Origin of the sequence: Enterobacter sp. 120016 (assembly GCF_018383635.1) — a bacterium.
GTDB classification, from domain to species: domain Bacteria; phylum Pseudomonadota; class Gammaproteobacteria; order Enterobacterales; family Enterobacteriaceae; genus Enterobacter; species Enterobacter asburiae_D.
On sequence record NZ_JAHAWC010000012.1, the window covers coordinates 16,569 to 30,059 of the forward strand.

The window sequence follows — 13,491 nt, forward strand, 5'->3', positions numbered from 1 at the left end:
CTACGAACACCGCACCTGTAGGCCGGGTAAGGCGAAGCCGCCACCCGGCAAAACGAATCGCGAGGCCAACATGATCCACGTACAAAACGTAAGTAAGACCTTCGTGCTCCACCAGCAAAACGGCGTGCGCCTGCCGGTGCTGCAAAATGCCTCGTTAGAGGTCAGCAGCGGCGAATGCGTGGTGCTGCACGGCCATTCCGGCAGCGGAAAATCCACCCTGCTGCGCTCCCTGTACGCCAACTATCTGCCGGACGAAGGCCATATTCACATTCGCCACAACGATGAGTGGGTCGATCTGGTGCAGGCCCCCGCGCGTAAAGTGCTGGAAGTGCGCCGCAGGACGATCGGCTGGGTCAGCCAGTTTCTGCGGGTGATCCCGCGGATCTCCGCCCTGGACGTGGTGATGCAGCCCCTGCTGGATCTCGGCGTGCCGCGCGAAACCTGCGCCGCCAAAGCCGCCAGCCTGCTGACGCGCCTCAACGTGCCTGAACGCCTGTGGCACCTCGCTCCGTCGACCTTTTCCGGCGGCGAGCAGCAGCGCGTCAATATCGCCCGCGGGTTTATTGTCGACTACCCGATTTTACTTCTGGATGAACCCACCGCCTCGCTCGACGGTAAAAACAGCGCCGCCGTGGTGGAGCTGATCGAACAGGCCAAAGCGCGCGGGGCGGCGATCGTCGGGATCTTCCACGACGACGCCGTACGCAGCCGCGTGGCGGACAGACTGCACCCGATGGGGACAAACGCATGATTATCAATAACGTCAGGCTGGTGCTGGAAAATGAAGTCGTTGATGGCTCGGTTGAAGTCCATGAAGGCGTTATTCGCGCCTTTGCCGAAACCCAGAGCCGTACCCCTGAAGCGATGGACGGTGAAGGCGGCTGGCTGCTGCCGGGGCTGATTGAGCTGCATACCGATAATCTGGACAAATTTTTCACCCCGCGCCCGAAGGTGGACTGGCCCGCCCATTCGGCGATGAGCAGCCACGACGCGCTGATGGTCGCCAGCGGCATCACCACCGTGCTGGACGCGGTGGCCATTGGCGACGTGCGCGACGGCGGCGACCGCCTGGAGAATCTGGAGAAGATGATCAACGCCGTGGAGGAGACGCAAAAACGCGGCCTCAACCGCGCCGAGCACCGTCTGCACCTGCGCTGCGAGCTGCCGCACCACACCACCCTGCCGCTGTTTGAAAAGCTGGTCGGGCGCGAGCCGGTCTCGCTGGTCTCCCTGATGGACCACTCGCCGGGGCAGCGCCAGTTCGCCAACATTGAAAAGTATCGCGAATACTATCAGGGCAAATACTCGCTCAACGACGCCGAGATGGCGCGCTACGAGGAAGAGCAGCTGGCGCTTGCGGCCCAGTGGTCGCAGCCGAACCGCCTCAAGATTGCCGCCATGTGTCGTGACCGCAACATCGCGCTAGCCAGCCATGACGACGCCACGCACGATCACGTGCTCGAATCCCACCAGCTTGGCAGCGTGATCGCCGAATTTCCCACCACGTTCGAGGCGGCTGAAGCCTCCCGCAGGCACGGCATGAACGTGCTGATGGGCGCACCGAACATCGTGCGCGGCGGATCGCACTCCGGTAACGTGGCGGCAAGCAGGCTCGCCTCCCTCGGCCTGCTGGATATTCTCTCGTCCGACTACTACCCCGCCAGCCTGCTGGATGCGGCGTTCCGGGTGGCGGACGACGAAGGCAACAGCTTTACGCTGCCGCAGGCGATTCGCCTGGTGACGAAAAACCCGGCCAGGGCGCTCAACCTTCAGGATCGCGGGGAAATCGCCGAGGGTAAACGCGCGGATCTGGTGCTGGCCCACCGCAAGGGCGAGCACGTTCATATCGACCACGTCTGGCGTCAGGGAAAAAGGGTGTTCTGATGGGAAGGCTCATCTGGTTAATGGGGCCCTCCGGCTCCGGTAAGGACAGCCTGCTGTCGGCGCTGCGGCAGCAGGAACACGCGCGGCTTTTGGTCGCGCACAGGTACATAACCCGCGCGGCCAACGCCGGAAGTGAAAACCATATCGCCCTGAGCGAGCAGGAGTTTTTTACCCGCGCCGGGCAAAACCTGCTGGCGCTGAGCTGGCATGCCAACGGTTATTACTATGGGATCGGCATTGAGACCGATCTGTGGCTGCATGCGGGCTTCGACGTGCTGGTTAACGGCTCGCGTGCGCATCTGCCACAAGCGCGCGCCCGCTATGAGGCGGCCCTGCTGCCGGTCTGTCTGCAGGTTTCGCCGGACGTCCTGCGCAGCCGGTTGCAGAGTCGGGGGCGTGAATCAGCCCGTGAGATCGATCAGCGGCTTGAGCGCGCGTCCCGCTATGCCCCGTCCGACTGCCACATCCTCAATAACGACGGAAGTTTGCTACAGTCAGTCGATACCTTTTTATCGCTTATCCGTCAGAAGGAGAAACAGCATGCCTGACTGCCAGCTTCGCCCCGCTACCGCCGACGATGCGCAGAGCGTTTACGCCCTGATCTGCGAACTGAAGCAGGCAGAGTTCGATCGCCAGGCGTTTCACGCGGGCTATCTTGCCAATCTGCAGGATCGCAACATGCGCTACCAGCTTGCGGAGAGTGAGGGACAGGCCATCGGCATGATCGGCCTGCACATGCAGTTTCACCTCCATCACGCGCGCTGGATCGGCGAGATCCAGGAGCTGGTCGTGATGCCGCAGGCGCGTGGGTTAAAGGTGGGAAGTCAGCTGCTGGCCTGGGCGGAAGAGGTAGCACGACAGGCCGGCGCGGAGCTGACCGAACTTTCCACCAGCGTGAAGCGCACCGACGCGCACCGTTTTTACGTGCGTGAAGGATACACGCAGAGCCATTTCCGATTCACCAAACCGCTGTAGAGGTGCGTTATGAGTCTGACCATCACGTTGACGGGAACCGGTGGCGCCCAGCTGGTGCCGGTCTTTGGCTGCGACTGCGCGGCCTGCCGCCGGGCGCGCCTGCAGGACAACTATCGCCGTCGCCCCTGCAGTGCGGTGGTCAAATTCAACGATGCGGTCACCCTGCTGGACGCGGGCATTCCGCACCTGATGGACGACTGGCCCGCAGGCAGCTTTCAGCAGTTTTTGCTGACCCATTACCATATGGATCACGTTCAGGGTCTCTTCCCCCTGCGCTGGGGCGTTGGTGCGACGATTCCGGTTTACGGTCCGCCGGACGAAGCGGGCTGCGACGACCTGTTTAAACATCCGGGGATTCTGGATTTCAGCCACACGGTCGAACCGTTTGTCATGTTTGAACTTCAGGGAATGCGGGTTACGCCGCTGCCGCTTAACCATTCAAAACTGACCTTCGGGTATTTGCTGGAATCGGCCCACAGCCGCGTGGCCTGGCTTTCCGACACCGCCGGGCTGCCGGAAAAAACGGTGAAGTTCCTGCTCAACAATCAGCCGCAGGCGATGATTATCGACTGCAGCCATGAACCGCGCGACGAGACGCCGCGAAACCATTGCGACTTAAATACCGTGATTGCGTTAAACGAGGTGATTGGCTGCCCGCAGGTGATCCTGACGCACGTCAGCCATCAGTTTGACGCGTGGATGATGAATAACCCGCTGCCGCAGGGCATAGAAGCGGGATATGACGGGATGGTGCTGGTACTGGATTAGGTTTTCTCCCTCTCCCGAGGGAGAGGGTCGGGGTGAGGGCAACAGGCCGCACTTAACCTCGATCGTAATCGTCTTCTAACCTGCGCTCATCTTCTTCTAACCGACGGCGATCGTCATCCAACTGACGCTGACGCTCGTCGAGACGGCGACGTCTGTCTTCAAGCTGCCGACGACGATCGTCGTACTGTCGGCTGTCGATTTGACGGCTGCGGTCATAACGATCGTCATCGCTGCTGCTACGGCTGCTGCTGGGATTATAGGCATCGTTGATCGCCTGCTGAATGTTGCCAATAGCATCATCAACAATATCGGCATGAGCCAGCTGGCTGGTGAGTGACAGCAGACCGAATAACAGAGCAGTTGAGTAACGTTTCATAAGGCCAGACTCGCAGGTGAACTGGCTTTACGATAATAAACGACAGGGAGCGGGGGTAGCGGAGGAATCTCAAATTACCATCACTTTCCGCAGTGCCTGCGCCAGCTGCACCCGCGTAAACGGCTTACGCAGTAGCTGGACGTCCGGCAGCTGAGGGTTATGCGCGGGTCGTAAATCCTGGCCGCTGATCAGCAGCACCGGAAGCTGCGGATAATGATTACGCACATGGTTAATCACTTCGGCCCCGCTGAGGCTGCCGGGCAGCATCAGGTCGCTGATAAACATGCCAATATCCGGCGACGCCGCCAGCATATTCAGCGCCTGCTCGCCGTTGTCCGCTTCCAGCGTCAGGTAACCAAGCTGATGCAGCTGCTCGCACAGGGTCTGACGGACATCCGCCTCATCTTCCAGCACCAGAACCAGCCGCTCGCTATCCACGGAGTCGGTGGCTGACAGCGCTTCATCATCTGCAGCGGCGGGCAGCACAGAGCGCGGGAGGTGAAGCCGGACGGTCGTTCCCTGTCCCGGCGCGCTTTCAATCTCCACGCGACCGCCGGACTGACGCACAAAGCCGTAGACCATCGACAGGCCCAGCCCGCTCCCGCTTCCGGTCTGCTTGGTGGTGAAGAACGGTTCAAAGACCCGGGATTTTACCTCCTGCGACATGCCGCTGCCGCGGTCAATGACCTCCAGCGCCACCATATCCTGCCTGCGCCCGTCGCTGCGGGTAACACGCTGATTCCAGGTGCGGATTTTTATCACCCCGCTTTGCCCTTCCATCGCATCGCGCGCGTTCATCACCAGGTTGATGATGGCGTTTTCAAGCTGGCTGACATCTATCCACGCGGGCCAGGCCGGCGATTGCGCTTCAATCTCCAGGGTCAGGGTGGCAGGCAGGGAGTGGCGCATCAGTTCCCGGAGGTTCTCCAGCAGCGGCAGCATCTCTACCGCATGCGGCGTCAGGGATTGCTTGCGGGAAAATGCCAGCAGGCGCTGGGTCAGTAAGGCACCACGCTCGGCCGCCTTCAGCGCCCGGGTAATGCGCGGCGCGTCTTGTGATTCGGGGTCGGTGAGCTCAAGGCTGCCGATGATCACCGCCAGCAGGTTGTTAAAATCATGCGCCAGCCCGCCGGTCAGCTGTCCGACCGCCTTCATTTTCTGGCTGTGCAGCAGCGCCTCTTCCAGCCCCTGACGCTCAACGCGGTCGATCTCCATCTGCGTGGTTTTCTCTTTCAGCAGGCGCGTGGTGTGCTCAAGCGAGGCGGTATTGCGGGCAAAAACGTTAAACGCGCGCGCCAGCTCGCCCAGCTCATCGCGCCGCTGGAGGGCGGGAACGGAAACATCCTGTTCGCCGTGAGCAAGGCGCGACATCGCCCGGGAAATGGCCGTCAGGTTAGAGGCCAGATTGCGGTAGATATACCAGCAGGCGCACCCGGTAATGATCAGCGCCAGGACGGCGAAGATGCTGATAAACACGCTGATGGACTGCAGCTCGTGATGACTCTGGGCCGTACGAAGGCGGGAGGCCTGCGCCACCTGCTCGACGTACTGATTAATGTCACCGTTGAGGATCGCCACCAGCGCCTTGATGTGGAACATATACCAGCTTATCGCCAGATCGCTCTCTTCCAGCTGCTTCGACAGCGGGGCGAGCTTGCCTAACTCGGCATTAAAATCAGGCAGAACCCCCTTCACAACCGGCTGTACGGCATTTCGGGGCAGCGCTGCGGCCACTGCGTCCAGTTGATGAACGGTCGCGCGCGGCGAAGGGGTGTCGATGGCAGCGGCGATCAGCCGGTCCATCTCCATCAGCTGCTGCGCATCCGGTACGTTGCTGCCATAGCGGCGGTTGATGTCCTGCAGATGACGCAGGTAGCTCTGGCTTTGATACAGCGAACTCAGCAGCGCGTTACGCTCCAGATGGCGCCGCTGTCCGCGCTCAAGCATCTCCGTCACGCTCTGCTGGAGCTCATTGCTTCGTTGAATAATGCGCGCCACCAGCGCCGGCTCCTGCTGCGCCAGCGGCGCATCCGCAAGCTGTTCCAGCGAGCGGCGCAGCGCCATTTGCGTCTGCTTCAGGCGCTCGGCTTCGCCTTTGTACTCCAGCGCCCCCACCACCTGCGAAAGCCGCACCGCCGCCGTCGCCACGTTGGCGGTATCACGAGCCAGGTTCATGCTGCCGGTCATGTCATCCAGCGTTTGCTGCTGAACCTGCTCCTGGATTTGACTGGCGTGACGAAAGCCGAGCACCGCCACGCCGCTCACCATCAGCGTAACGGCGACCACCAGCAGATTGAAAATCAGCAGGCGTCCGCGGGCGCTGGCGAAGAAGGGGGGACGGCGTGATGGCATGGATTTGGGCTCCTGTGCGGTTTGGTGCCCTCACCCTAACCCTCTCCCACAGGGAGAGGGAAAAGAGAAATGTGACGGCGATTAGCTATTCATAACTATGACAAATATGAACAGCTTCTGACATTTTGCATTTACGCACCTGTGATGAAGTGCAGATATCGGCATTCGCAGGAGATCCGCCATGAGCAGAACCCCGGTATTAGAGATGCGCAGCATTGCCAAGACGTTTGGCAGTTTCCACGCGCTCAAGGGTGTAGATTTGACGGTCTTTCCCGGAGAGATCCATGCGCTGATGGGGGAAAACGGCGCGGGAAAAAGCACGCTGATGAAAATCCTCGCGGGAGCCTATACCGCCACCAGCGGCGAGATCCTGATCGACGGTCAGCCGTTTCACATTAAAGGGCCGAAAGATGCGCTGGCCGCAGGCATTACCCTGATTTATCAGGAGATGCAGCTCGCGCCCAATCTGACCGTTGCCGAGAATATCTTTCTCGGCAGCGAGCTGTCGCGCGGTGGGATGGTGCAGCGCAAAGAGATGGCCGCCCAGGCGCAGGCGGTGATTGACCGCCTCGGCGCACAGTTCAGCGCCACCGACCTGGTGATGAAGCTGACCATCGCCGAGCAGCAGCAGGTGGAAATTGCCCGCGCGCTGCACCGTAACAGCCGCATTCTGGTGATGGATGAACCCACCGCAGCCCTCTCCTCGCGGGAAACGCACCGCCTGTTTGAACTGATTTTGCGCCTGCGCGATGAAGGGATGGCAATCATCTATATCAGCCACCGCATGGCGGAAGTGTATGAACTCTCTGACCGCGTCAGCGTGCTGCGCGACGGGCAGTACGTCGGTAGCCTGACGCGCGACAAGCTGAATGCCTCCGAGCTGGTGCGCATGATGGTGGGCCGCCCGCTCAGCGACCTGTTCAATAAAGAGCGTGATATTCCTCTCGGCAGCCCGCGCCTCAACGTCCACCACCTCACCGACGGTAAAAAAGTACAGCCGTGCAGCCTGCAGGTACGTTCCGGCGAAATCGTCGGGCTGGCGGGCCTGGTCGGTGCCGGGCGCTCCGAGCTGGCGCAGCTCATCTTCGGCGTGCGTAAAGCCACCGGCGGCATGATTGAGGTCGACGGCGAGCCGGTGGTGATCCACTCCCCGCGCGCGGCCATTGATAACGGCATCGGTTTTCTCACCGAAAACCGCAAGGAGCAGGGGCTGTTTCTGGAGCTGGCGGCGCAGGAGAACATCACCATGGCGACGCTGGAGCGCGACGCCACCTTCGGCATGCTAAACCGCAAAAAAGCCCAGTCGATTTCCGATGACGCTATCGCCCTGCTCAACATCCGCGTACCGCATTCGCAGGTGCGCGCGGGCGGGCTCTCTGGCGGCAATCAGCAAAAGCTGCTGATCTCCCGCTGGGTGGCGATTGGCCCACGCATTCTGATTCTGGACGAACCCACGCGCGGCGTGGACGTCGGCGCGAAAAGCGAGATTTACCGCATCATGAACCAGATGGCGCGCAAAGGGGTGGCGATTTTAATGATCTCCAGCGAGCTGCCGGAAGTGGTAGGCATGAGCGACCGGGTCTACGTGATGCGGGAAGGCAGCATCGCGGGTGAACTTCACGGGCGCGACATCTCTCAGGAAAACATCATGACGCTGGCAACCGGCGTGAACGACACTCATCATCAGGCGGTGCAACCATGACACATTCAACCAGTCCGCAGCAGGTGGCGAAATCCGCCTCCGCAAAAAAAATGCTGATGAGCGATCTGATGCAAACGGTCGGCATTTTGCCGATTCTTATCCTGATTGTGGCGGTATTTGGCTTTATCGCCCCTAACTTCTTCACCGAGAGCAACCTGCTCAACATTACCCGTCAGGCGTCGATCAACATCGTGCTGGCGGCGGGAATGACCTTCATCATTTTAACCGGCGGGATTGACCTCTCCGTCGGCTCGATTCTCGGCACTACGGCGGTAGCGGCGATGGTGGTATCGCTTATCCCTGAATTTGCCATGCTCTCCATTCCGGCCGCGCTGATGCTCGGCATGCTGCTGGGCCTGTTTAACGGCGCGCTGGTGGCCTTTGCCGGGCTGCCTCCCTTCATCGTGACGCTCGGCACCTATACGGCGCTGCGCGGCGCGGCCTATCTGCTGGCGGACGGCACGACGGTCATTAACTCCAACATCAGCTTCGAGTGGATCGGCAATAACTACCTTGGCCCCATTCCGTGGCTGGTGGTGATCGCCCTGGCGGTCATTGCTATCTGCTGGTTCATCCTGCGCCGCACCACGCTCGGCGTACACATCTATGCCGTGGGCGGCAACATGCAGGCGGCGCGACTGACCGGCATCAAGGTCTGGCTGGTGCTGCTGTTTGTCTACGGTATGAGCGGCCTGCTCTCGGGCTTAGGCGGCGTGATGAGCGCCTCGCGCCTCTACAGCGCCAACGGCAACCTGGGGATGGGCTACGAGCTGGATGCGATTGCGGCGGTGATCCTCGGCGGTACCAGCTTCGTCGGCGGGATCGGCACGATCACCGGCACGCTGGTCGGCGCGCTGATCATCGCCACCCTCAACAACGGCATGACGCTGATGGGCGTCTCCTACTTCTGGCAGCTGGTGATCAAAGGGGCGGTGATCATCATAGCGGTGCTGATCGACAAATACCGTACCCGACACCATCAAAGTGCATAACAACAAAACCCTACAGCTTCGAGGAAAATCCTATGCGTTTGAAACCGTTAGTGACCGCGCTCTGTGCTGGCGCGCTGCTTGCCGCAACACCGTTTGCGCAGGCAAAAGATCTGAAGTCCATCGGCGTGACGGTGGGCGACCTGGCTAACCCGTTCTTCGTGCAGATCACCAAAGGTGCCGAGCTGGAAGCGCGCAAGCTGGCTGGCGATAACGTCAAGGTGACGCTGGTCTCCAGCGGGTACGATCTGGGCCAGCAGGTGGCGCAGATCGACAACTTCATCGCCGCGAAAGTGGACATGATTATCCTCAACGCTGCGGATTCCAAAGGGATCGGCCCGGCGGTGAAGCGAGCTAAAGAGGCGGGGATCGTGGTCGTTGCGGTTGACGTGGCGGCGGAAGGGGCTGATGCGACCATCACCTCCGATAACACCCAGGCGGGCGAAATGGCCTGTAAGTACATTACCGACCGCCTGAAAGGCAAAGGCAACGTGGTGATCATCAACGGACCACCGGTCTCTGCGGTGCAAAACCGCGTGGAAGGTTGCCAGACGGAATTCAAAAAACATCCGGATATCAAGGTGCTCTCGGATAACCAAAACGCCAAGGGCAGTCGTGAAGGCGGTCTGGAAGTCATGACCTCCCTGCTGGCGGCCAATCCGAAGATCGACGGCGTGTTTGCGATTAACGATCCGACGGCGATCGGCGCCGATCTGGCCGCGAAGCAGGCTCAGCGCAACGAGTTCTTTATCGTCGGCGTGGATGGTTCCCCGGACGGTGAGGAAGCGCTGAAGCGGGAAAACTCCCTGTTTGTGGCGACCCCGGCGCAAGATCCGCAGGTGATGGCGGCAAAAGCGGTGGAGATCGGCTATGACATTCTACAGGGCAAACCTGCGCCGAAAGCGCCGGTGCTGATCCCGGTGACGATGATCGATAAAAAGAACGTCGGTACGTATAAGGGTTGGACGGTTAAGTAACGGTTGTGCGGCCTGATGCCCTCACCCTAACCCTCTCCCACAGGGAGAGGGAACTTATTCTCCCGGTGGGAGAGGGCCGGGCGGCAAAAAATTCCAGGAGTCCCCATGAAACGCTCCGACATCAATGAAATTCTCGGCCACACGCGACAGTTCTTTTCCATGCACGACGTGCATCTCCCGCCGTTTGCCAGCTTTCCGCCAACAAAATGGCAGCAGCTTGACCAGGCCGCATGGCAGGAGGTGTTCGATCTCAAGCTCGGCTGGGACGTGACGGCGTTCGGCGGCAACAGCTTTGCCGCCGAGGGCCTGACGCTGTTTACCCTGCGCAACGGTTCGCCCAACGGCGTGCCTTATGAAAAAGGCTATGCCGAAAAAATTATGCACGTGCGCGACGGCCAGGTGACGCCGATGCATTTTCACTGGCGTAAGCGAGAAGACATCATCAACCGGGGCGGCGGGAACCTGATTGTAGAATTGTGGAATGCCGGTGCACATGAAGAGACGGAAAACACCGACGTCACGGTCACCGTCGACGGCTGCCGTCAGACCCACGCGCCCGGCAGCCAGCTGCGCCTCGCGCCAGGGGAAAGCATCTGCCTGACACCCGGCCTGTACCACAGCTTCTGGGGCGAACGCGGCTTCGGCGACGTGCTGGTCGGCGAAGTGTCATCGGTAAACGACGACGAGCACGACAACCACTTTTTGCAGCCCGTTGCCCGCTATAACAACATCGAAGAAGACGAACCGGCGCTGCTGGTGCTGTGCAACGAGTACAACCTGTTTCGGATATAAGGGGTGAATGATGCCATTGATTTCTCTTGCCGACGGTCTGGAGCACGCCAGGGCGCATCGCTATGCGCTGGGCGCGTTTAACGTGCTCGACTCCCACTTCCTGCGCGCGCTGTTCGCCGCCGCGAAGCAGGAACGCTCGCCGTTTATCATCAACATCACCGAAGTGCATTTTAAGTACGTGTCGCTGGATTCGCTTGTCGAAGCGGTGAAGTTCGAGGCCGCCCGCCACGATATTCCCGTGGTGCTCAACCTCGACCACGGCCTGCATTTCGAGGCGGTCGTGCGCGCCCTGCGCTTAGGGTTCAGCTCGGTGATGTTCGACGGCTCTACGCTGAGCTACGAGGAAAACATTCGCCAGACGCGGGAGGTGGTGAAGATGTGCCACGCGGTGGGCGTGTCGGTGGAGGCGGAACTGGGCGCGGTCGGCGGTGATGAAGGCGGCGCGCTTTACGGGCATGCGGACGAAGCGTTCTTTACCGACCCGCAGCTGGCGCGCGAATTTGTCGATAAGACCGGCATCGACGCGCTGGCGGTTGCCATCGGCAACGCGCACGGCAAATACAAGGGCGAGCCGAAACTCGATTTCCCCCGTCTGGACGCCATTCGCCAGCAGACGGGGCTGCCGCTGGTTTTACACGGCGGCTCCGGGATTAGCGATGCCGATTTCCGCCGCGCCATCGAGCTGGGCATTCATAAAATCAACTTCTATACCGGCATGTCGCAGGCCGCGCTCGCCGCCGTTGAGCAGCGCATGGCGAACCGCCAGCCGCTATACGATGAATTTGCCGAGCTGCTGCTGGGGATAGAAGAGGCGATAACGGATACGGTCGCCGAACAGATGCGCATCTTCGGCAGCGCGGGGCAGGCATAATGGAACGCAAAGGCATCATCGCCGCAGGCAATATGCTGGTGGATCACGTCCACCAGATCGTGCAGTGGCCGGAGCGCGGCTGGCTGGCGGAAATCACCCACAGCGAACGCTCAACCGGCGGCGCGCCGCTCAACGTGCTGCTGACGCTGGCGAAAATGCACGTTGGCCTGCCGCTGCAGGCGGTGGGGCTGATTGGCGAAGACGGCGACGGGGATTACATTCTGGCGATGCTCGACCAGTACCACGTCAACCGCCAGCGCGTACAGCGCACCACCTTCGCACCGACCTCCATGTCGCAGGTGATGACCGATCCCAGCGGACAGCGCACCTTTTTCCACTCGCCGGGCGCCAACCGCCTGCTGGATCTTCCCGCCTTCGATCGCTTAGACGGATCGATGAAGATCTTCCATCTCGGCTACCTGCTGCTGCTCGACAGCCTGGATATGCCCGATGACGAATTTGTCACCCGCAGCGCGCGGCTGCTGGCGCAGATGCGCGACCAGGGGTATGAAACCTCGCTCGATCTGGTGTCCCGCAAGGGCGACCCGCGCTACCAGCCGCTGGTGCTCCCTGCCCTGCGCCATCTGGATTATCTGGTGATTAACGAGCTGGAAGCCGGTGAGTTTAGCGGGCTTGAGATGCGCGACGACGGCGATGCGCTGAACATGGCCCATATCGCCGATGCCGCCGCGCAGCTGCTGGCTGCAGGCGTTCGCCAGCGGGTGGTGATCCACTGCCCGGAAGGCGCATGGGGTGAAGCACCGGGTGAGCAAGGCCGCTGGATCCCATCATGGTTACTGGAGCAGAAAGACATTGTCGGCAGCGTCGGCGCGGGCGATGCGTTTTGCGCGGGGTTTTTATACGGTTGCCATGAATCGCTGCCGCTGACGGAGAGCATTTATCTGGCGCACGCCTGCGCGCGGGCAAGCCTGCTGGCCGCCAACGCGATTGACGGCGCAAAAACGCTGGCCGAGCTGCAGCTGTTTATCAAAGAGAATACCTAGGCCGCTTTCTCGCTATGGGAAACGTCGGTGGCAAACACATAGCCCAGCCCACGGATGGTTTTGATGAGCGCTGGCTGATGCGGGTTAGCCTCGATCTTCCGGCGCAGGCGCATGATCAGCACGTCAATCGTGCGGTCGAACACGTCGGCACTTTCGCTGTGGGTCAGCTCAAGCAGCCGGTCACGGCTCAGCACCCGACGGGCATTTTGCGTGAGCGCCAGCAGCAGGCCGTACTCGCCCTGGGTTAAAGGGACGGTATTCCGCTGCGGATCGCTCAGCTCGCAGCGGGTGGTATCGAGCGTCCATCCGTTAAAAGCAATGCCCGCGACGGGCGCTGCCGGGACTTCAGCAGCAAGCACGCCCGTACGACGCAATACCGCTTTAACGCGGGCGACCACCACGCGCGGGTTGAACGGTTTGCCAATATAATCGTCGGCCCCCATCTCCAGCCCCACCACCACGTCTGACTCACTCCCCAGCCCGGTTAACATCACAACCGGTAATGCCGGTCGCTGCTTTTGCAGCTGCAGCAGAACCTGCAGGCCGTTGATATCCGGCAGCATCATATCCAGCAGCACCAGCGCGATATTCGGCTCCTGTTGTACCTGCCGCAGTGCATCCTGGCCGTTATGGCAGACAAGCACGCTAAAGACGTGCTCGCTCAGCACGTCCTGAAGCAGTTCGCAGACTGCCGTATCGTCATCTACCACCAGAATCGCCGGTTTCATCGTATGCTTCCGTCAGGGGATTATGTTAAGTCTGAACCATTCTGCCGTCGGCTCCAGTCAAATGGTTTTTTCA

The 13,491-nt window shown here is 60.8% G+C and carries 14 protein-coding genes; 11 read left to right on the forward strand and 3 right to left on the reverse strand.

What is annotated here, in order from left to right:
• Positions 1-70 precede the first annotated feature (70 nt).
• The 5 genes from phnL to phnP are packed head-to-tail and all read left to right on the forward strand — an operon-like array spanning position 71 to position 3,627.
• Complete coding sequence (gene phnL, locus KIF87_RS16465) at positions 71-751, forward strand: phosphonate C-P lyase system protein PhnL (RefSeq protein ID WP_213329608.1); 681 nt, start codon at positions 71-73, stop codon at positions 749-751.
• Complete coding sequence (phnM, locus tag KIF87_RS16470; RefSeq protein WP_213329611.1) at positions 748-1,884, forward strand: alpha-D-ribose 1-methylphosphonate 5-triphosphate diphosphatase; 1,137 nt, start codon at positions 748-750, stop codon at positions 1,882-1,884. The genes phnL and phnM overlap by 4 nt, the downstream gene beginning before the upstream one ends.
• Positions 1,881-2,432, forward strand: a complete 552-nt coding sequence (gene phnN / locus KIF87_RS16475; RefSeq protein ID WP_213329745.1) for a ribose 1,5-bisphosphokinase — start codon at positions 1,881-1,883, stop codon at positions 2,430-2,432. The genes phnM and phnN overlap by 4 nt, the downstream gene beginning before the upstream one ends.
• The gene (phnO, locus tag KIF87_RS16480) at positions 2,425-2,859 is read left to right on the forward strand and encodes an aminoalkylphosphonate N-acetyltransferase (RefSeq protein ID WP_213329614.1); all 435 of its coding nucleotides are present in this window, start codon (positions 2,425-2,427) and stop codon (positions 2,857-2,859) included. Before phnN ends, phnO begins: the two co-directional genes overlap by 8 nt.
• A 9-nt stretch (positions 2,860-2,868) precedes the next feature.
• The gene (gene phnP, locus KIF87_RS16485) at positions 2,869-3,627 is read left to right on the forward strand and encodes a phosphonate metabolism protein PhnP (protein WP_213329617.1); all 759 of its coding nucleotides are present in this window, start codon (positions 2,869-2,871) and stop codon (positions 3,625-3,627) included.
• Positions 3,628-3,679: 52 nt separating this feature from the next.
• Here the strand turns inward: phnP and yjdP are convergent, their stop codons facing one another.
• On the reverse strand, positions 3,680-4,003 hold the full coding sequence (gene yjdP, locus KIF87_RS16490) for a DDRRRQL repeat protein YjdP (RefSeq protein WP_032650638.1): 324 nt from the start codon (positions 4,001-4,003) through the stop codon (positions 3,680-3,682).
• Between the two features lie 69 nt (positions 4,004-4,072).
• The gene (locus tag KIF87_RS16495) at positions 4,073-6,355 is read right to left on the reverse strand and encodes a hybrid sensor histidine kinase/response regulator (RefSeq protein ID WP_213329620.1); all 2,283 of its coding nucleotides are present in this window, start codon (positions 6,353-6,355) and stop codon (positions 4,073-4,075) included.
• A gap of 181 nt (positions 6,356-6,536) precedes the next feature.
• On the opposite strand from KIF87_RS16495, the gene KIF87_RS16500 reads away from it, so the two are divergent.
• The 6 genes from KIF87_RS16500 (at position 6,537) to KIF87_RS16525 (ending at position 12,690) form a co-directional block, all read left to right on the forward strand.
• Complete coding sequence (locus KIF87_RS16500; protein ID WP_213329623.1) at positions 6,537-8,057, forward strand: sugar ABC transporter ATP-binding protein; 1,521 nt, start codon at positions 6,537-6,539, stop codon at positions 8,055-8,057.
• Positions 8,054-9,049 carry an ABC transporter permease subunit gene (locus KIF87_RS16505; protein ID WP_198886893.1) on the forward strand — a complete coding sequence of 332 codons (996 nt, stop codon included), beginning with the start codon at positions 8,054-8,056 and terminating at the stop codon, positions 9,047-9,049. Before KIF87_RS16500 ends, KIF87_RS16505 begins: the two co-directional genes overlap by 4 nt.
• A 32-nt stretch (positions 9,050-9,081) precedes the next feature.
• Entirely contained in the window at positions 9,082-10,023 is a 942-nt protein-coding gene (locus KIF87_RS16510; protein WP_023617259.1) for an ABC transporter substrate-binding protein, read from the forward strand.
• 105 nt (positions 10,024-10,128) lie between these two features.
• The gene (locus KIF87_RS16515) at positions 10,129-10,815 is read left to right on the forward strand and encodes a D-lyxose/D-mannose isomerase (RefSeq protein ID WP_213329626.1); all 687 of its coding nucleotides are present in this window, start codon (positions 10,129-10,131) and stop codon (positions 10,813-10,815) included.
• Between the two features lie 10 nt (positions 10,816-10,825).
• Positions 10,826-11,686, forward strand: coding sequence for a ketose 1,6-bisphosphate aldolase (locus tag KIF87_RS16520; RefSeq protein ID WP_213329746.1), 861 nt, complete (start codon positions 10,826-10,828; stop codon positions 11,684-11,686).
• Positions 11,686-12,690: a carbohydrate kinase family protein gene (locus KIF87_RS16525; RefSeq protein WP_213329629.1), complete on the forward strand. Its 1,005-nt coding sequence runs from the start codon at positions 11,686-11,688 to the stop codon at positions 12,688-12,690. Before KIF87_RS16520 ends, KIF87_RS16525 begins: the two co-directional genes overlap by 1 nt.
• Here KIF87_RS16525 and KIF87_RS16530 read toward each other — a convergent pair.
• Complete coding sequence (locus KIF87_RS16530; protein ID WP_193941009.1) at positions 12,687-13,418, reverse strand: response regulator; 732 nt, start codon at positions 13,416-13,418, stop codon at positions 12,687-12,689. The genes KIF87_RS16525 and KIF87_RS16530 overlap by 4 nt on opposite strands.
• Positions 13,419-13,491 lie beyond the last annotated feature (73 nt).

Excerpts from the sequence above, each read along its gene's own strand:
- phnL (WP_213329608.1), top strand. The coding sequence starts at position 71 with ATGATCCACGTACAAAACGTAAGTAAGACCTTCGTGCTCCACCAGCAA.
- phnM (WP_213329611.1), top strand. The coding sequence starts at position 748 with ATGATTATCAATAACGTCAGGCTGGTGCTGGAAAATGAAGTCGTTGAT.
- phnO (WP_213329614.1), top strand. The coding sequence starts at position 2,425 with ATGCCTGACTGCCAGCTTCGCCCCGCTACCGCCGACGATGCGCAGAGC.
- phnP (WP_213329617.1), top strand. The coding sequence starts at position 2,869 with ATGAGTCTGACCATCACGTTGACGGGAACCGGTGGCGCCCAGCTGGTG.
- yjdP (WP_032650638.1), bottom strand. The coding sequence starts at position 4,003 with ATGAAACGTTACTCAACTGCTCTGTTATTCGGTCTGCTGTCACTCACC.
- KIF87_RS16495 (WP_213329620.1), bottom strand. The coding sequence starts at position 6,355 with ATGCCATCACGCCGTCCCCCCTTCTTCGCCAGCGCCCGCGGACGCCTG.
- KIF87_RS16500 (WP_213329623.1), top strand. The coding sequence starts at position 6,537 with ATGAGCAGAACCCCGGTATTAGAGATGCGCAGCATTGCCAAGACGTTT.
- KIF87_RS16505 (WP_198886893.1), top strand. The coding sequence starts at position 8,054 with ATGACACATTCAACCAGTCCGCAGCAGGTGGCGAAATCCGCCTCCGCA.
- KIF87_RS16510 (WP_023617259.1), top strand. The coding sequence starts at position 9,082 with ATGCGTTTGAAACCGTTAGTGACCGCGCTCTGTGCTGGCGCGCTGCTT.
- KIF87_RS16515 (WP_213329626.1), top strand. The coding sequence starts at position 10,129 with ATGAAACGCTCCGACATCAATGAAATTCTCGGCCACACGCGACAGTTC.
- KIF87_RS16520 (WP_213329746.1), top strand. The coding sequence starts at position 10,826 with ATGCCATTGATTTCTCTTGCCGACGGTCTGGAGCACGCCAGGGCGCAT.
- KIF87_RS16525 (WP_213329629.1), top strand. The coding sequence starts at position 11,686 with ATGGAACGCAAAGGCATCATCGCCGCAGGCAATATGCTGGTGGATCAC.
- KIF87_RS16530 (WP_193941009.1), bottom strand. The coding sequence starts at position 13,418 with ATGAAACCGGCGATTCTGGTGGTAGATGACGATACGGCAGTCTGCGAA.